Source organism: Mangrovicoccus algicola, assembly GCF_014903745.1.
GTDB classification, from domain to species: Bacteria; Pseudomonadota; Alphaproteobacteria; order Rhodobacterales; family Rhodobacteraceae; genus Mangrovicoccus; species Mangrovicoccus algicola.
This window is the reverse complement of sequence record NZ_JACVXA010000079.1, coordinates 1-17,688: the sequence shown is the minus strand read 5'-3', so window position 1 is coordinate 17,688 and position 17,688 is coordinate 1. Positions and strand designations below refer to the sequence as shown.

17 protein-coding genes are annotated in these 17,688 nt (G+C 69.5%); 10 read left to right on the top strand and 7 right to left on the bottom strand.

Features of this window, described 5'->3' with window-relative positions:
• Window positions 1–202: 202 nt before the first annotated feature.
• Window positions 203–1,120: a choline ABC transporter substrate-binding protein gene (locus ICN82_RS18760; RefSeq protein ID WP_193186055.1), complete on the bottom strand. Its 918-nt coding sequence runs from the start codon at window positions 1,118–1,120 to the stop codon at window positions 203–205.
• Window positions 1,121–1,203: 83 nt separating this feature from the next.
• On the opposite strand from ICN82_RS18760, the gene betI reads away from it, so the two are divergent.
• The 8 genes from betI (at window position 1,204) to dxs (ending at window position 10,391) form a co-directional block, all read left to right on the top strand.
• Entirely contained in the window at window positions 1,204–1,779 is a 576-nt protein-coding gene (gene betI / locus ICN82_RS18755) for a choline-binding transcriptional repressor BetI (protein WP_193186053.1), read from the top strand.
• The gene (betB, locus tag ICN82_RS18750) at window positions 1,776–3,233 is read left to right on the top strand and encodes a betaine-aldehyde dehydrogenase (protein WP_193186049.1); all 1,458 of its coding nucleotides are present in this window, start codon (window positions 1,776–1,778) and stop codon (window positions 3,231–3,233) included. Before betI ends, betB begins: the two co-directional genes overlap by 4 nt.
• Window positions 3,233–4,894 (top strand): choline dehydrogenase, encoded by a 1,662-nt coding sequence (betA, locus tag ICN82_RS18745; protein WP_193186046.1) that lies wholly within the window; start codon window positions 3,233–3,235, stop codon window positions 4,892–4,894. The genes betB and betA overlap by 1 nt, the downstream gene beginning before the upstream one ends.
• A gap of 159 nt (window positions 4,895–5,053) precedes the next feature.
• Window positions 5,054–6,307, top strand: coding sequence for an NAD(P)/FAD-dependent oxidoreductase (locus tag ICN82_RS18740; RefSeq protein WP_226898604.1), 1,254 nt, complete (start codon window positions 5,054–5,056; stop codon window positions 6,305–6,307).
• Window positions 6,308–6,403: 96 nt separating this feature from the next.
• Complete coding sequence (locus ICN82_RS18735) at window positions 6,404–7,342, top strand: histone deacetylase family protein (protein ID WP_193186040.1); 939 nt, start codon at window positions 6,404–6,406, stop codon at window positions 7,340–7,342.
• On the top strand, window positions 7,339–7,581 hold the full coding sequence (locus tag ICN82_RS18730) for an exodeoxyribonuclease VII small subunit (RefSeq protein ID WP_193186037.1): 243 nt from the start codon (window positions 7,339–7,341) through the stop codon (window positions 7,579–7,581). Before ICN82_RS18735 ends, ICN82_RS18730 begins: the two co-directional genes overlap by 4 nt.
• A gap of 3 nt (window positions 7,582–7,584) precedes the next feature.
• Entirely contained in the window at window positions 7,585–8,448 is an 864-nt protein-coding gene (locus ICN82_RS18725; RefSeq protein WP_407943773.1) for a polyprenyl synthetase family protein, read from the top strand.
• Window positions 8,449–8,465: 17 nt separating this feature from the next.
• Window positions 8,466–10,391 carry a 1-deoxy-D-xylulose-5-phosphate synthase gene (gene dxs, locus ICN82_RS18720; RefSeq protein ID WP_193186034.1) on the top strand — a complete coding sequence of 642 codons (1,926 nt, stop codon included), beginning with the start codon at window positions 8,466–8,468 and terminating at the stop codon, window positions 10,389–10,391.
• A 60-nt stretch (window positions 10,392–10,451) separates the two neighbouring features.
• Here dxs and ICN82_RS18715 read toward each other — a convergent pair whose 3' ends face one another.
• From ICN82_RS18715 to petA, 3 genes are read right to left on the bottom strand one after another with little or no spacing between them, the layout of a single operon-like run.
• Window positions 10,452–11,267 carry a cytochrome c1 gene (locus tag ICN82_RS18715; protein ID WP_193186031.1) on the bottom strand — a complete coding sequence of 272 codons (816 nt, stop codon included), beginning with the start codon at window positions 11,265–11,267 and terminating at the stop codon, window positions 10,452–10,454.
• Window positions 11,268–11,280: 13 nt separating this feature from the next.
• On the bottom strand, window positions 11,281–12,633 hold the full coding sequence (petB, locus tag ICN82_RS18710) for a cytochrome b (protein ID WP_193186028.1): 1,353 nt from the start codon (window positions 12,631–12,633) through the stop codon (window positions 11,281–11,283).
• Between the two features lie 14 nt (window positions 12,634–12,647).
• Window positions 12,648–13,208, bottom strand: a complete 561-nt coding sequence (gene petA / locus ICN82_RS18705) for a ubiquinol-cytochrome c reductase iron-sulfur subunit (protein ID WP_193186025.1) — start codon at window positions 13,206–13,208, stop codon at window positions 12,648–12,650.
• A 309-nt stretch (window positions 13,209–13,517) separates the two neighbouring features.
• Here petA and ICN82_RS18700 point away from each other — a divergent pair, with 309 nt between their 5' ends.
• The gene (locus ICN82_RS18700) at window positions 13,518–14,180 is read left to right on the top strand and encodes an outer membrane protein (protein ID WP_330999032.1); all 663 of its coding nucleotides are present in this window, start codon (window positions 13,518–13,520) and stop codon (window positions 14,178–14,180) included.
• Complete coding sequence (locus tag ICN82_RS18695) at window positions 14,155–15,048, top strand: SDR family oxidoreductase (protein WP_193186022.1); 894 nt, start codon at window positions 14,155–14,157, stop codon at window positions 15,046–15,048. The genes ICN82_RS18700 and ICN82_RS18695 overlap by 26 nt, the downstream gene beginning before the upstream one ends.
• Here ICN82_RS18695 and ICN82_RS18690 read toward each other — a convergent pair.
• From ICN82_RS18690 to ICN82_RS18680, 3 genes are all read right to left on the bottom strand, one after another.
• Window positions 15,006–15,665: an androgen-induced gene 1 family protein gene (locus tag ICN82_RS18690; RefSeq protein WP_193186019.1), complete on the bottom strand. Its 660-nt coding sequence runs from the start codon at window positions 15,663–15,665 to the stop codon at window positions 15,006–15,008. The two genes, ICN82_RS18695 and ICN82_RS18690, sit on opposite strands and share 43 nt — an antisense overlap.
• A gap of 9 nt (window positions 15,666–15,674) precedes the next feature.
• Window positions 15,675–16,883, bottom strand: a complete 1,209-nt coding sequence (locus tag ICN82_RS18685) for a TIGR03862 family flavoprotein (protein WP_193186016.1) — start codon at window positions 16,881–16,883, stop codon at window positions 15,675–15,677.
• 105 nt (window positions 16,884–16,988) lie between these two features.
• Window positions 16,989–17,688, bottom strand: a 700-nt coding sequence (locus ICN82_RS18680; protein WP_193186013.1) for an energy transducer TonB, incomplete at its 5' end; no start/stop codon positions are given.

The following is a 17,688-nucleotide window of genomic DNA, read 5'->3' as shown; positions in this document are numbered from 1 at the left end:
CGGCAGGCTCCGCGCGGTGCGCGACCCGCGAGACGGGTGTCTTGCCGGGCCCGCGGAACCGCCGGGGATGCGCCGGGACAGGATCGCGCGGCGCCCGGCCGTCACGGATTGCGCGGCGCGCCTGCTGTCCCGGCCGGCCGGTCCGCGCGCGGAGGCGAAGAACGGGCCGTTGCCGCGACAGGGATGACGCTCCGGCCAGGGGTCAGAGCCCCAGTTCGGACTTGACCGCCGCCATGGCGTCGCCGCCGTCGAGCGTGGTCACGCCCTCGAGCCAGCGGGCGATGATGTCCGGGTTGGCGGAGAGCCAGTCGGAGGCGGCCTCCTCGGGATCGGCGCCGTCATCGAGGATGGCGGCCATGATCTCGTTCTCCATCTGCAGCGTGAAGGACAGGTTGCCCAGCAGCCGCCCGACATTGGGGCATTCCGCGACATAGCCCTGGCGCACGTTGGTATGGACCGTGGCACCGCCGAAATCCGGGCCGAACCAGTCGTCGCCGCCGGTGAGATAGCTCATCTCGAAATTGGCGTTCATCGGGTGCGGCTCCCAGCCGAGGAACACCACCGGCTCGTCCCGGCGATCGGCCCGCGCGACCTGCGCCAGCATTCCCTGTTCCGAACTTTCGACCACCTCGAATTCGTCCAGTCCGAAGGCATTGCCGTCGATCATCTCCTGGATCAGGCGGTTGCCGTCATTGCCCGGCTCGATCCCGTAGATCTTGCCGTCCAGTTCATCCTGGAAATTGGCGATCTCGGCGAAATCCGCGATGCCCAGGTCATGGGCCGCCTTGTTGACCGCCAGCGTGTATTTCGCGCCCTCCAGGTTGGCGCGGACCGTCTCGACGGTGCCGGCCTCGCGATAGGGGGCGATATCGGCCTCCATCGTCGGCATCCAGTTGCCCAGGAACACGTCGACATCGCCATTGGCCAGCGAGGTATAGGTCACCGGGACCGACAGGATCTTGGTGTCGGTGTCATAGCCCAGGGCCTGCAGAACGACCGTCGTCGCGGCGGTGGTGGCCGTGATGTCCGTCCATCCCACATCCGAGAAGACGACCGTGTCGCAATCCGCATGGGCCGCGGTGGCGCAGGTCAGGGCGAGGAGAGAAGCTGAAAGTTTCATCGGGATCCCCGTCTTCGTTTTGTTGATTGACGAGTCAATTAAAAACACCCTATCCTGAATATGCAACCAAAAAGAGCCGAAACATGCCGAAACTCGGAATGGAGCCCATAAGGCGCGCAGCGCTTGTGCAGGCCGCGATCAAGGAGATCGGCGCCGCCGGGACGCTGGATGTGCCCGTCTCGCGCATCGCCCGGCGCGCGGGCATGTCGCCCGCGCTGGCGCATCACTATTTCGGATCCAAGGAAGACATGTTCCTTGCCGCGATGCGCCATATCCTGGGCCAGTACGGGGCCGAGGTGCGCCGGGCGCTGGCCGTGGCCCGGGGCCATCGGGCGCGGCTGGAGGCGATCATATCGGCCGGCTTCACCCCGGCGAATTTCGCCCGCGAGACGGTTTCGGCCTGGCTCAGCTTCTACGTGCTGGCCCAGACCTCGCCCGAGGCCAACCGGCTGCTGCGGGTCTATCACCGGCGCCTGCATTCCAACCTGATCCATGACCTGCGCCCGCTGGCGGGCGGGGCGGCCGAGGGCATCGCCGAACGCCTGGCCGGGCTGGTGGACGGGCTTTACCTTCACGCGGCGCTGAACCCGCTGACCACAGCCGCGATCGCCACGGGACACGCGCTGAAGGCGCTGGACAACGAATTGAGGACCGCATGACCGATCTGCAACCGCAGGGCAGCCATTTCATCGGCGGCCGGTATGTCGAGGACCGGGCCGGCGCGGAGATCGAGGTGATCTATCCCGCCACCGGCGCGGTGATCGCCCGGCTCCATGCCGCCACGCCCGCCATCATCGGGCAGGCCGTCGCCGCCGCCGCCGCCGCGCAGGCGGACTGGGCGGCGATGACCGGCACGGAACGCGGCCGGGTGCTGCGCCGCGCGGCCGATCTGATCCGCGCGCGCAACCGCGACCTGTCGGTGCTGGAGACCCATGACACCGGCAAGCCGCTGCAGGAAACGCTGGTGGCGGATGCGGCCTCGGGGGCAGATGCGCTGGAGTATTTCGGCGGGCTGGCCGGCAGCCTGACCGGCGAGCACATCCCGGTGGGCGGCGGCGATTTCGTCTATACCACGCGCGAACCGCTGGGGGTCTGCCTGGGGATCGGCGCCTGGAACTACCCCACGCAGATCGCCTGCTGGAAGGCCGCGCCGGCCCTGGCCTGCGGCAATGCGATGATCTTCAAGCCCTCCGAGACGACGCCGCTCTGCGCGCTGAAACTGGCCGAGATCCTGATCGAGGCCGGGGCGCCCGCGGGGCTGTTCAACGTGGTGCAGGGATACGGCGAAACCGGCGCGGCGCTGACCGCGCATCCGGGCATCGCCAAGGTGTCGCTGACAGGATCGGTGCCGACGGGGCGCAAGGTGGCGGCGCAGGCGGCGGGGCTGATGAAGCATGTCACGATGGAGCTGGGCGGCAAGTCGCCGCTGATCGTCTTCGAGGATGCCGACCTGGAGTCCGCCATCTCCGCCGCGATCAACGGCAATTTCTATTCCTCGGGGCAGATCTGTTCCAATGGCACGCGGGTCTTCGTCCATCGCGCGATCCGCGAGGCGTTCCTGTCGCGGCTGACCGAGCGGCTGGGCCATGCGGTGATCGGCGATCCGCTGGACGAGGCCACGAATTTCGGGCCGATGACCTCGGCGGCGCAGCTGGAGATCGCGCTGGGATATGTCGCGGCGGGCCTGGCCGAAGGCGCGCGGCTGGTCACCGGCGGCACGCGCATCGACCGCCCCGGCTTCTGGATGACGCCCGCGGTCTTCGCCGACGTGACCGATGACATGCGCATCGCGCGCGAGGAGATCTTCGGCCCGGTGATGTCGGTCCTCGATTTCGAGGAAGAGGAGGATGTGATCACACGCGCCAACGACACCGAATTCGGGCTGGCCGGCGGGGTCTTCACCCGCGACCTGGCCCGCGCGCATCGGGTGATCGGGCGGATCCGGGCCGGCTCGTGCTACATCAACACCTATAATCTGACGCCGGTGGAGGCGCCGTTCGGCGGGGTGAAGGCCTCGGGTTTCGGGCGGGAGAATTCCAGGGAGGCGATCAACCACTATTCTGAGGTGAAGTCGGTCTATGTCTGCCTCGGCAAGACGGAGGCGGCCTTCTGATGGAAGCGGATTACGTCATCGTGGGCGCCGGCAGCGCCGGCTGCGCCATTGCCTACAGGCTGACCGAGGCCGGCAAATCCGTGCTGGTCATCGAACATGGCGGCACCGATGCCGGGCCGCTGATCCAGATGCCCGCCGCGCTGAGCTATCCGATGAACATGGCCCGCTATGACTGGGGCTATGCCTCCGAGCCCGAGCCCCATCTGGGCGGGCGGTCGCTGGTGACGCCGCGGGGCAAGGTGATCGGCGGCTCCTCCTCGATCAACGGCATGGTCTATGTGCGCGGCCATGCGCGGGACTATGACCACTGGGCCGAGGCGGGCGCGGATGGCTGGTCCTATGCGGATGTGCTGCCCTATTTCCGGCGGATGGAAAGCTGGCATGATTGCGGTCAGGGCGGCGATCCGGCCTGGCGCGGTCAGGGCGGCCCGCTGCACGTGACGCGCGGCCCGCGCGACAACCCGCTCCATGCCGCCTTCGTCGAGGCCGCGCGGCAGGCCGGCTATCCGCTGACCGACGACTATAACGGGCAGCAGCAGGAGGGCTTCGGCCCGATGGAGCAGACGGTCTGGAAGGGACAGCGCTGGTCGGCGGCCAATGCCTATCTGAAACCCGCGCTGCGCCGCGACGGCTGCGCCATCCTGCGCGCCCTCGCGCGGCGCGTGGTGATCGAGGAGGGACGCGCCACCGGCGTCGAGGTGGAACGCCGCGACGGCCGCATCGAGGTGATCCGCGCCCGCGCGGAGGTGATCCTGGCCGCCAGTTCCCTGAATTCGCCCAAGATCCTGATGCTGTCGGGCATCGGGCCGGCGGCGCATCTGGCGGAGCACGGCATCCCGCTGGTCGCCGACCGGCCCGGCGTCGGGCAGAACCTGCAGGATCACCTGGAGGTCTACATGCAGATGGCGGCGAGCCGGCCGGTCACGCTGTTCAGCCACTGGAACCTCCGCGGCAAGGCGCGCATCGGGGCCGAATGGCTGTTCACCCGCAAGGGGCTGGGCGCGTCGAACCAGTTCGAGAGCGCCGGCTTCATCCGCTCGCGCGCGGGGGTCGAGTATCCCGACATCCAGTATCACTTCCTGCCGCTGGCCGTGCGCTATGACGGGCAGGCGGCGGCCGAGGGGCACGGATTCCAGGTCCATGTCGGGCCGATGCGCTCGGACTCGCGCGGGGCGGTGACGCTGCGCTCGGCCGATCCCCGGGCGAAACCCGTGATCCGGTTCAATTACATGAGCCAGCCGCAGGACTGGGAGGATTTCCGGGCCTGCATCCGCCTGACCCGGGAGATCTTCGCGCAGGAGGCGATCACGCCCTTCATCCGCCACGAGATCCAGCCGGGCGCCGCGCTGCAATCGGATGCCGAGATCGACGGTTTCATCCGCGACCATGCCGAAAGCGCCTATCATCCCTGCGGCACCTGCCGCATGGGGCGGCGGGACGATCCGCTGGCGGTGGTCGATCCCGAGACGCGGGTGATCGGGGTGGCGGGGCTGCGCCTGGCCGACAGCTCCGTCTTTCCGCGCATCCCCAACGGCAATCTCAACGGGCCCTCGATCATGACCGGCGAGAAGGCGGCGGATCACATCCTGGGCCGCGCGCCCCTGGCGCCGGCCAATGACCGGCCCTGGATCCATCCCGACTGGCAGCACGCGCAACGCTGACCCGGCCCCGGCAGCGGCCTCCGGAGGCTTGACCTTGCCCCTGCGCAAGCGCATGGCAGGGGCAGGGATCCGGAGGCATATATGCCGAAAAATATATATGAATCTGCTGCCTACGAGGCATCGTCGCTGGATGGCTGCTATTGGCCGGGCACTTGCGAGATGCCCGCCACCCCTGCGCTTGCCGGGGAGGCACAGGTCGATGCGGCGGTGATCGGGGCGGGTTTCACCGGGCTTTCGGCGGCGCTGCACCTGGCGCGGGCGGGGATGTCGGTCGCGGTGCTGGACCGGCACGGGCCGGGTTGGGGGGCCTCGGGGCGCAATGGCGGCTTTGCCTGCATCGGCGGATCGAAACTGGACCGCGCGGCGATGATCCGGGCCCATGGCCGCGGCGCCCGCGCCGCCTGGTGCCATGCCGAACGTGCGGCGATCGACACGGTGGCGCGGCTGCAGGCGGAGCTGGACATCGACCTCGACCGCCATTCGGAGGGCGAGGTGATGCTGGCGCATTCGCCGCGGGCGATGGCCGCGCTGCGCGCGGAGGCCGAGGCGACCGGGGCCGAATACGGGGTCCGCGCCGAGATCCTGCCCCCGGGCGCGCTGGCCGAACGGGGGATGCGCGCCGAGGGGGTTCATGGCGGGATGCACCTGCCGCTGGGTTTCGCGCTGAACCCGCGCAAATACGCGGCCGGGCTGACGCGCGGGGCGCAGGCGGCGGGGGCGGCGGTGCATGGGGGCTCGCCCGTGACGCGGATCCGCCGCGAGGGGGCGGGTTACCGGCTGGAGACCCCCGGCGGCAGCCTCCGGGCGGGCCGGCTTCTGCTGGCGACCAACGGCTATGCCTCCGACGACCTGCCGGGCTGGATGCGCGCGCGCTACCTGCCGGTGCAGTCCTCGGTGATGGTCACGCGGGTTCTCGATGCCGCCGAGCTTGCCGCCCAGGGCTGGACCAGCGACCTGATGGCCTATGACAGCCGCCACCTGCTGCATTATTTCCGCCTCCTGCCCGGGGGGCGGTTCCTGTTCGGGATGCGCGGGGGGATCCGCTGGACGCCGGAGGCGCATGAGGCGGTGCGCAGGCGCATGCGCGCGGATTTCGCCGCGATGTTCCCGGCCTGGGCGGAGGTCGAGACGCCGTTCTTCTGGTCGGGACTGGCCAACCTGACCCGCAACCTGGTGCCCTATATCGGCCCGCTGGGCGACTGGCCCGGGGCGGTCGCCGCCTTCGGCTATCATGGCAACGGCGTCGCGATGGCCAGCTGGTCGGGGCAGCAGGCCGCCGAGCTGCTGCTGGGCCGGCGCCCCGTCCTGCCGGAATTCGTCGCCCGCCCGCCGGCGCGGTTCGAGCTGGGCCCGCTCCGGCGGCTGGCCCTGGGCGGGGCCTATCTCTGGTACGGGCTGCAGGACCGGCGCTGAGCCGGCTCCGATCACGTTCGCAGGAGATGCCGGGATTCCGGCCGCGCCGGCACATGCCCTGTTTCCTGCGGGCGGGGAACTGGTTAGCGTCGCCTCATGAAAACCGCATATCTCGCCCATTCCGACGGCTTGGCCCATGTCACGCCGCCGGGGCATCCCGAACAGGTCGCCCGGCTGCAGGTGATCGCCACCGCCCTGTCCGGGGCGCGGCAGGAGGGGCTGCTTCGTGAGGAGGCGCCCGAAGCCCCGGATGCCGAAATCCGCCGCTGCCACCCCCAGGCCTATCTGGACCGCATCGCCGCCGCGATCCCGCAGGCGGGCTGGGCGGCGCTGGACGGGGACACGCACCTGTCGCCGGGTTCGCTCGAGGCGGCACGGCGCGGCGTCGGCGGCTGCCTGAGGGCGGTGGACATGGTGCTTTCGGGGGAGGCGGCGAATGCCTTCGTCGCCATGCGCCCGCCCGGCCATCACGCCGAGGCCGAAACGCCCATGGGGTTCTGCCTGTTCGGCAATGCCGCCATCGCGGCGAAATACGCGCTGGATCATCACGGCCTGTCGCGGGTCGCGGTGGTGGATTTCGACGTGCATCACGGCAATGGCACCCAGGCGCTGCTTTGGGATGATCCGCGGGCCCTGTTCGTCTCCACCCATCAGATGCCGCTTTTCCCGGGGACGGGGGCCAGGGCCGAATGCGGGGCGCATGGCCAGGTCCTGAACCTGCCCCTGCCGCAGGGATCGGATGGCATGGCCATGCGGCAGGCGGTGGAGGACGCGATCCTGCCCGCGCTGGAGGCGCATCAGCCGGAGCTGCTGATCCTCTCGGCGGGGTTCGATGCGCATCGGGCCGATCCGCTGGCCGGGCTGGACTGGGAAACCGAGGATTTCGCCTGGATCACCGACCGGCTCTGCGCGGCGGCGGGGACGCTTTGCGGGGGCCGCGTGGTCTCGACACTGGAGGGCGGGTATGATTTGGCTGCGCTCGCCGCGTCTGTCGCGGCCCATGTGGATGTTCTGATGCAGCGGAGCGCGCGATGACCGAGAAAGCCGTGGGCGAAATGAGCTTCGAGGAGGCCATGGCGGCCCTGGAAACCGTCGTGAGCCAGCTGGAGCGCGGCGAGGTGGGGCTGGAGGATTCCATCCGCCTCTACGAGCGCGGCGCCGAGCTGAAGGCCCATTGCGAGACCAAGCTGAAACAGGCCGAGGAAAAGGTCGCCGCGATCACGCTGGACCGCGACGGCGAACCGGCCGGGCTGAAGCCGCTCGACGGGGTCTGATCCGTGGGACCGGAGCGGCTGGGCATCACCGGCGATGCGGTCCGCGCGCGCCTGCTGGGGGCAATCGCCGCCGAGCCGGCCTCCCGGATCCGCGACGGCATGGCCTATGCCTGCCAGGGCGGCAAGGGGCTGCGCGGCGTCCTCGTGGTCGAATCCGCCCGGCTGTTCGACATAGACGGGGCGGAACAGGCGGCGGCGGCGGTCGAGGCGCTGCATGCCTATTCGCTGGTGCATGACGACCTGCCCGCGATGGATGACGACGCCCTGCGCCGGGGGCGGCCCACCGTCCACGTGGCATGGGACGAGGCGACCGCGATCCTCGTCGGCGATGCGCTGCAGGCGCTGGCCTTCCGGCTGCTGGCCGATCCCGGCTGTTCGCCCGATCCGGCCGTGCGTGCCGATCTGGTCCTGTCGCTGGCGACGGCCTCGGGCGCGGCGGGCATGGTGCTGGGCCAGGCGCAGGACATCGCCGCCGAGACCGCGGCGCAGCCGCTGAGCCTGGCCGAGGTGATGGATCTGCAGCGCAACAAGACCGGCGCCCTGATCCGCTGGTCGGCGGAGGCCGGCGCGCGGCTGGCCCGGGCCGATACCGCGCCGCTCTCGGCCTATGCCGGGGCGCTGGGGCTGGCCTTCCAGATCGCCGACGACATCCTGGACGTGACCGGCGACCAGGAGAAGGCCGGCAAGCGGCTGGGCAAGGACGAGGGCGCGGGCAAGGCGACATTCGTCGGGCTGCTGGGACTGGACGGGGCCGCCGCGCGCGCCAGATCGCTGGTGGAGGACGCCTGCGACGCGCTTGCCCCCTATGGCGACAGGGCGGAAACCTTGCGGGAGCTGGCCGGCTTCGTTATTTCGCGGGAACGCTAGACGCCACGGAGGGCCCCATGGCCGACCAGCCCAAGACCCCCTTGCTCGACAAGGTGCACGAGCCTGCCGACATGAAGGGCCTGTCGGCCCGCGACCTGCGGCAGCTGGCCGACGAATTGCGCGCCGAGACGATCAGCGCGGTCTCGGTCACCGGCGGCCATCTGGGCGCCGGGCTCGGCGTGGTGGAACTGACCGTCGCGATCCACGCGGTCTTCGACACGCCGCGCGACAAGCTGATCTGGGATGTCGGGCATCAATGCTATCCGCACAAGATCCTGACCGGCCGGCGCGGCCGCATCCGCACCCTGCGCCAGAAGGACGGGCTGTCGGGATTCACCAAGCGGTCCGAGTCGCCCTATGATCCCTTCGGCGCGGCGCACAGCTCCACCTCGATCTCGGCGGCGCTGGGGCTGGCGGTGGCCCGCGACCTGGGCGGCCGGCCCGAACACGGGATCGGCGACTGCATCGCGGTGATCGGCGACGGGTCGATCTCGGCGGGCATGGCCTATGAGGCGATGAACAATGCGGGCCATCTGAAGAACCGCATGATCGTCATCCTCAACGACAACGAGATGTCGATCGCCCCGCCGGTCGGGGCGATGTCCTCCTACCTGTCGCGGCTCTATGCCGGCTCGCCCTTCCATGAATTCAAGCAGGTGGCCAAGGATGCGGTGAGGTTCCTGCCGCCGCCGCTGCAGGAGGGCGCCAAGCGCGCCAAGGAGATCCTGAAACAGTCGGTGATGGGCGGCACGCTGTTCGAACAGCTGGGGTTTTCCTATCTGGGCCCGGTGGACGGGCATGACCTGGACACGCTGGTGCCGCTGCTGCGCGCGGTGAAGACCCATGCCGAGGGGCCGGTGCTGATCCATGCCATCACGAAGAAGGGCAAGGGCTACGGCCCCGCCGAGACATCGCAGGATCGCGGCCATGCCCGCGCCAAGTTCGACGTCGTCACCGGCGAACAGGCCAAGGCGGTGTCGAACGCGCCGGCCTATACCAAGGTCTTCGCCAATGCGCTGATCGACGAGGCGGGGCGCGACGACCGGATCGTGGCGGTCACCGCCGCCATGCCCGACGGCACCGGCCTGAACCTGTTCGCCGAGCGGTTCCCCGACCGGGTCTTCGACGTGGCCATCGCCGAACAGCATGGCGTGACCTTCTGCGCCGGGCTGGCCGCGGGCGGGATGAAGCCCTTCTGCACGATGTATTCGACCTTCCTGCAGCGCGGCTATGACCAGGTGGTGCATGACGTGGCGATCCAGCGGCTGCCGGTGCGCTTTGCCATCGACCGGGCCGGGCTGGTCGGGGCGGATGGCGCCACCCATGCGGGCAGTTTCGACATCGCCTACCTGGCCAACCTGCCGGGCTTCACCGTCATGGCCGCCGCCGACGAGGCGGAGCTGGTCCATATGGTGGCCACCGCCGCGGCGCATGAGGACGGGCCCATCGCCTTCCGCTTCCCGCGCGGCGAAGGGGTCGGCGTGGACATGCCGGAACGCGGCATGCCGCTGGAGATCGGCCGCGGCCGCATGATCCGCGAGGGCACGGCAGCGGCGATCCTCAGCTTCGGCACGCGGCTCTCCGAGGTGGAGGCGGCGGCGGAGCGGCTGGCGGCGCGCGGCATCGCGGTCACCGTGGCCGATGCCCGCTTTGCCAAGCCGCTGGACCGCGAGCTGATCCTGCGGCTGGCGCGCGAGCATCCGGCGCTGATCACCATCGAGGAAGGCGCGATCGGCGGTTTCGGCAGCCATGTGGCGCAGCTTCTGGCGGAGGAAGGCGTCTTCGACCGCGGGCTGAAATACCGCTCCATGGTGCTGCCCGATGTCTTCATCGACCAGGCCAGCCCGCGCGACATGTATGCCGTGGCCGGGATGAATGCCGCGGATATCGAGGCGAAGGTCCTGTCGGTGCTGGGCGTGGAGACGCTGGCGCGGCGCGGCTAGCGTGCCCGGCCAGGGCCGGAAGGGCCCCCGCGCCGCGCAGGGCGCAGGGGCGGGCGGAGATCACTCCGCCGGGGTATCGGCTGCCGCCTTGGCCTTGCGCGCGGCCGCCTTGTAGGGCGCCCAGAGCCGCTTGTTGGTCAGGTACAGCAGCACGGACAGCATCACGAGGAAGATCACCGCGGTGAACCCGGCCTCCTTGCGGGCCATCATCTTGGGTTCGGCGGTCCACATCAGGAAGGCCGTGACATCCTCGGCCAGGTGATGCGCATCCGCGTCATGCCCGTCGGCATATTCGACCAGGTCGTCCGACAGCGGCGGCGGCATGGCGATCCAGCCGCCGGGAAAGGCGGTATTGCCGTAGAACAGCGTGCCGGCCTGCTCCTTCTCCTCGCCGGTATAGGAGGTCAGGATGTTGACCATGTATTCCGGCCCGCCGATGCCGTTGAACAGCTGGTTCAGCCCGGTCCCCAGCGGCCCGTGAAACCCGGCCCTGGCCTTCGTCATCAGGCTGAGATCGGGGGCGTTCTCCATCGACGATTCCGGGAAATGGTCGGTTTCCAGGCGCGGGCGGAAATCGTCCAGTTCCTCGTCGAAGATCTCGAACTGCCCGGCATAGGCACGGACCTGGTCCTCGGGCAGCTCGGGCCCGCCGGGATCGGCAAGGGTCCTGAGCGGCACGAATTTCAGCCCGTGGCAGGCGGCGCAGACCTCGGTATAGACCTGCAGCCCGCGCTGAAGCTGCATCTTGTCATAGGTGCCGAAGGGCCCCTCGAAGGAGAAGTCCACGTCATGGATATGGGCGGTGCCTTCGGCGGCATGGCCGGGCAGGGCGGCGGCCCCGGCGAGAAGCGCGGCGAGCGTCAGCTTGCGAAGCATGATCTGTCCTTTCTCATTCGGCCGGGGTCGGGACAGGTTTGGGCCCCGTCTTGGACGCCTTCGCCTTGCCGTAATGGTCGTTGAAGTCCTCCTCCACCGTGGCAACCTGCGGCAGCGGGGTCTCGAAGATGCCCAGAAGCGGCAGGATCACCAGGAAATAGGCGAACCAGTAGGTCGACCCGATCAGCGCGATGATCGGATAGATGCCCTCGGCCGGCATGGCGCCCGCCCAGGTCAGCACGACGAAATCGAGGCAGAAGACGTAGAAGAACCCCTTGAACATCGGCCGGTAGCGGCCCGAACGCACCGATGAGGTGTCGAGCCAGGGCACCAGCGCCATCACGATGATCGCGCCGAACATGGCCAGCACGCCGAAGAACTTGGCATCGATGATCCCGAAGGAGATCCAGCTGGCGAATTGCACCACCCAGACATCGGCGGTGAAGCAGCGCAGGATCGCGTAGAAGGGCAGGAAGTACCATTCCGGCACGATATGCGCGGGCGTGGCCAGCGGGTTGGCCTCGATGTAGTTGTCGGGATGGCCCAGGTAATTGGGCATGAAGCCGACGATGGCGAAGAACACGACCAGCACCACGGCCAGCGCGAAGAGGTCCTTGATCACGAAATAGGGCCAGAAGGGCAGGGTGTCCTTCTTGACCACCTCTTTGTCGGTGGTGCGCACCGGCACGCCCGAGGGGTTGTTGTTGCCGGTCGAATGGAAGGCCCAGATATGCACGATCACCAGCCCCGCGATCACGAAGGGCAGCAGGTAGTGCAGCGAGAAGAACCGGTTGAGCGTCGCATTGCCCACGGCCGGCCCGCCCAGCAGCCAGGTCTGGAGATCGGGACCGATCCAGGGGATGGCGCCGAACAGCCCGGTGATGACGGTCGCGCCCCAGAAGGACATCTGCCCCCATGGCAGGACGTACCCCATGAAGGCCGTGCCCATCATGCACAGGTAGATCAGCATGCCGATGATCCAGGTGATTTCGCGCGGCGCCTTGTAGGAGCCGTAGAACAGCCCGCGGAAGATGTGCAGATAGACCGCGACGAAGAACAGCGAGGCGCCGTTGGCGTGCAGGTAGCGCAGCATGTGCCCGCCATTGACGTCGCGCATGATATGCTCGACCGAGGCGAAGGCCAGGTCGACATGCGGCGTGTAATGCATCACCAGCACGATGCCGGTGACGATCTGCAGGCCCAGGCAGAAGGCCAGCACGATCCCCCAGATCCACATCCAGTTCAGGTTGCGGGGCGTGGGGATCATGATCGTGCCGTAGATCAGCCCGATGATCGGCAGGCGGGATTCGACCCATTTCTCGATGCCGGTCTTGGGCTCGTAATGGTCGTGAGGAATTCCAGACATCCCGGCTCTCTCCCTTACCCGAGCTTGATCGTGGTTTCGTCTTCGAAGGCGGCGACCGGAACCGGCAGGTTCTCGGGCGCCGGGCCGCGGCGGATGCGCCCGGCGGCGTCGTAATGGGACCCGTGGCAGGGGCAGAACCAGCCATGGTAATCCCCGGCATTGGCCAGCGGCACGCAGCCCAGATGCGTGCAGACCCCCATCATCACCAGCCATTCCTCGTTGCCGGGCATGGCGCGGTTGTCGTCGGTGGCCTCGGCGCCGGCATCGAGATTGGCGTTGCGGGCATTGCCGTCGGGCAGATCCGACAGGTCCACCTCGCGGGCGGATTCGATGTCTTCGGGCGTGCGCCGGCGGATGAAGACCGGCTTGCCCAGCCACTGGACGGTCAGCTGCGTGCCGCTTTCCACGCCGCCGACATCGACGCGGATCGAGGACAGCGCCTGCACGTCCGCGCTGGGATTCATCTGGTTCACGAGCGGCCAGACCGCGGCGCCCGTGGCCACGACCCCTGCGCCCGCGGTCGCATAATACAGGAAGTCGCGGCGGGTGCCTTCGTGATGGTCTGCGTGGGACACGACTGATCTCCGAGTTGTTGAGACGCACCACCACATTCGGATTTCTGAGTCCCGATAGGGCGGTGGTGCATGAGTATGCATCGCTCGCCAGCCCATCCAGCGGATAAACTGGCGCCTTGGGTCGAATGGACGCAGGGGTCTTGAGACCCTGCCTGAGGCCACAGAAGCACGGTCGCGGGCTAATTTGCAACATTCGGTAAATTGTGGACCGGATTCTGCGCCGCGGCTTTCGGGCGGGGCAAAAACGTCATAGTTTGTCAATACTTTCGACCTCATGCTCTGCATGACCCAGAAAACCGGATCCCGATCATGATGCTGCGCCCGCTCACCGCTTCCCTCGTCGCAATCTCCGCCCTTCTGGCGGCAGGTGCAGCGCATGCGGAATTCGAGCTGAGCATCTATTCCGGCTGGCAGACCTCGCCGCATTCGACCGTCGAGGGCGACGATCCCACCGGCGTCGGCGATTTCGATTTCACGGCCGGCTGGGAAGGCAAGTCGGGGGCCATGCCGCCCTATTGGGGCGTCCGCGGCACCTGGTGGCAGTCCGACATCCTGGGCTACGGCGTCGATTTCAGCCACAACAAGGTCTATGCCGACAGCGACACGCTGGATGACAACAATTTCGAGACCTTGGAATTCACCGACGGGCTGAACATCCTCACCGCCAACGTGTTCCGCCGCTTCCCGGGCGTGACCCGCGACTGGACCCCCTATGTCGGCGCGGGCATCGGCATCGCGGTGCCGCATGTCGAGGTGGAAACGACCGGCGACAAGACCTTCGAATACCAGCTGACCGGCCCGGCCGTGCAATGGGTCGCGGGCGTCAGCTATCCGATCTCCGAGAACTGGAAGGTCTTCGGCGAATACAAGGGCACCTATTCGCAGAACAAGGCCGACCTGAAGGGCGGCGGCGAACTGGAAACCAATATCGTCACCAATGCCCTGAATGTCGGCGTCAGCTTCGATTTCTGATCCCGCGCCGGGCCGGCTCCTTTCCTTCGGCCACGGCTATTCGGCGCGCGCGCTGGCGCGTCGCCTGATCCCGGCGGGCTGGCAGGTCACGGGCACCACGCGCAGTGCCGACCGGGCCGAGGTCCTGGCCGCCGAGGGCGTGACGCCGCGCCTCTGGCCGGGCAGCGACCTTTCGGACGAGATCGCGCAGGCGACCCATTTCCTGGTCTCTGCCGGCCCCGACGAGGCGGGCGATCCCGTGCTGCGCGACTGGTCGGAGGCGATCGGCGCGCGCGGGGCGGATCTGGCCTGGCTGGGCTATCTCTCCACCACCGGGGTCTATGGCGATCACGACGGCGGCTGGGTCGACGAGGACACGCCGCTGCATCCCACGACCCGGCGCGGGCGCTGGCGGGCGGGGGCGGAGGCCGGCTGGCAGGCGCTGGCGGCTGCGCGGGGCCTGCCCCTGCATATCTTCCGCCTCGCCGGCATCTACGGTCCCGGCCGCGGCCCGTTCGAGAAGGTCCGCCAGGGCAGCGCCCGGCGCATCGTCAAGCCGGGCCAGGTCTTCAGCCGCATCCATGTCGAGGATATCGCCCAGGTGCTGGCCGCCTCCATCGCGCGGCCGGATCCGGGGGCGGTCTACAACCTGTGCGACGACGATCCCGCCCCGCCCGAGGACGTGATCGCCCATGCCGCGGAACTGCTGGGCCTGCCGGTACCCCCGGCCATCCCCTTCGACGAGGCGGAGATGTCGCCGATGGCGCGCAGCTTCTATGCCGAGAGCAAGAGGGTGCGCAACGACCGGATCAAGCGCGATCTGGGCGTGCGGCTGCGCTATCCCGATTACCGCGCCGGGCTGGCCGCGCTCTTGGCCGACGCCAGGTAGCGGCGGAGCCGGCCGATCCCCCAGAAGACCGGAATCAGCACCACGCCCCCGGCAAAGGTCGCCCCGTAGAACCCCGCCCGCCGGCCCGGCGCCATGTCGTTCAGGAACGGGTAGGGCAGGCCGGTGGTGACGGTGCCGACAGGCTCGGCATTGCGCGGCCCGACCAGCAGTTCCGCCCAGCCGGCATAGATCAGCACCATCGCCGCCAGCCCGGCCAGAACCGGCAGCATCCGCCGGAACCCCCGGCGCAGCCAGAAGAGGTCCACCCACATCAGCACCGGCCCGACCAGGTGCAGGTAATATTCGCGGTACGGCTTGGGCGCGGTCTCGCCATTGACCAGGGCCGGGTCGATGAGGAACAGCCGCCAGTAGGAAATGACCACCAGCGCGTTGGTGATCGCCAGAAGCGACAGCGCCGTGTCGCCGCGCGCGCCGGGCCGGCCCCATCCGGGCACCATCATCGCGGCGGCGGCGATCAGGTTGCCGGTCAGCGCCCAGATCGTCAGATAGCGGAACTGCGCCCCGAAGGCGGTGTAATCCGCGTTGCGCGCCACCTCCCATGTATAGAAGAGCGCGAGGATCAGGGTGGCAAGGCGGAACAGGCGCGGCGCGGTCATGGACGGAGCCTAGCGGGTTTCGGCGCCGGGCAGAAGGCCCTGCCGATCCAGCCAGGCCGCCGCGCCCAGCCCCGCCTGACGCCCCGTGGCCAGGCAGGCGGTCAGAAGGTATCCCCCCGTGGGCGCGTCCCAGGACAGCATCTCGCCCGCGGCGAAGGTTCCGGGCCGCGCCTGCAGCATCAGCGCGTCATCCAGCGCGTCCAGCCGGATGCCGCCGGCGGTGGAGATCGCCTCGGCCACGGGGCGGGGGCCGTCATGGGGCACGCGCAGCGCCTTGAGCCGCGCGGCCAGATCCGGCGCGGCGGAGGGGGGAGGGCCGCCGAATTCGCGCAAAAGCGCGATCTTCGCCGGCGACAGGGCCAGCCGCTTGCGCAGCCGGTTGGACAGGCTCTCGCGGGCGGGCCCGGCAGAGAGCCTGCGGGCGACCTCCGCCTCCTCCAGATCGGGCGCCAGGTCGAGCAGCAGCGGCGCGCCTTCGCGGATGGCCGGGATCACGGCATATATGCCGGCCCCTTCCAGTCCTCGCGCCGAGAGGACGAATTCGCCGCGGCTGCGCAACCGGCCCGCGCCGAGGGCGACGTTTTTCACCGGCGCGCCCAGGTGCCGCGCCATATGCGCCGACCAGCCGAGGGCCAGTCCGACATTCGAGGGCAGGATGGGGTCGAGCGGCACGCCCGCCGCCGCCAGGATCTCCTGCCAGGTGCCATCCGATCCCAGCCGCGGCCAGCTGGCCCCGCCAAGCGCGAGGACCGTTGCCCCGGCCGTGACCTGCCGCGGGCCCTCCGGCGTGTCGAACCGGGCCGCCGCGCCGTCCCAGCCGGTCCAGCGCCACCGCGTCCGCAGCTCCACGCCCGCCCCGGCGAGCCGGCCCAGCCAGGCGCGCAGCAGCGGCGAGGCCTTCATCGCCACGGGAAACACCCGGCCGGTCGATCCGGTGAAGGCCTCCTGTCCCAGCGCCTCCATCCAGGCGCGGATCCCGGCCGGGCCGAAGGCGTCGATCATCGGGGCAAGCCTGCCGGCCTGGGCGCCATAGGCGGCCAGGAAGGCGGCGGCGTCCTGTTCGCGGGTGATGTTCAGCCCGGATTTCCCGGCCATCAGGAACTTGCGCGCCGGCGTCGGCATGGCCTCGGCGACCAGAACGCCCTGACCGGCGGCCGAGAGCAGCTCCGCCGCCATCAGCCCCGCGGGGCCCGCCCCGATGACCAGTGCCTGTGCCATGCCGCCTCCTAGATCCGCCGCGCCGTCCTAAAGGCTTTTGCCCGGCGCGCAAACAGCAAAGCCCGCCCGGTGATCCGGGCGGGCCTGGCCGGGCGCGGGAGGCCGTCAGCGCCACTCGAAGGTCAGCGGAACCTCGAAGAGCTGGGAATTGCCGGTGACCCCGCGGGGCGCCGCGGGCAGGCGGGCATTGCGCACCGCAGCCAGCGCCGCCTTGTCCAGGCGCGGATCGCCGGAGCTGCGTTTCACCCGGACGCTCAGGAGCTGGCCGCCGGTGCTGATCGTGAATTCCACGATGGCCATGCCGGAGACATCGCGCGCGTCGCGCGGCATGCGCTGCGCGCGGGCGATCCTCTGCTGCAACTGGGCCCCCCAGCGGCGGATCTGGTCGATTTCGGCGCGGCTGGGACCGGAGACCCGTTCCGCGGACCGCCCCTTCCCGGCCTGGCTGCTGCCGCCCGAGCCGGCGGCGCGCTGCGCGTTCTGGCCCTGGCTGGTCCTGTTGGACTGGCCGCGATCGGATTGCTCGCTGCGCGCGGTCTGCGGCGGCGGCTCGCGGCGGGGCTCGCGGCGCGGCGGCAGTTCGGGGATGTCGTCGGGCCGGCGCCGGGGCACGGCGCTTTGCGGGACCGAGACATCGGCGAGTTCCGGCGGCGGCTCCTCCGGCTCCGGCTCGGGCACGGGTTCGGGGATCGCCTCGGCCTGCTCGGGCTCTTCCTCCGGCGGTTCGGGCGGCGGTTCGGGCGCGGAGGGCAGGGCGACCAGCCCGGGAGCCGCCGGTGCGGGGGGCGGCGCGACCGGGGCGGCG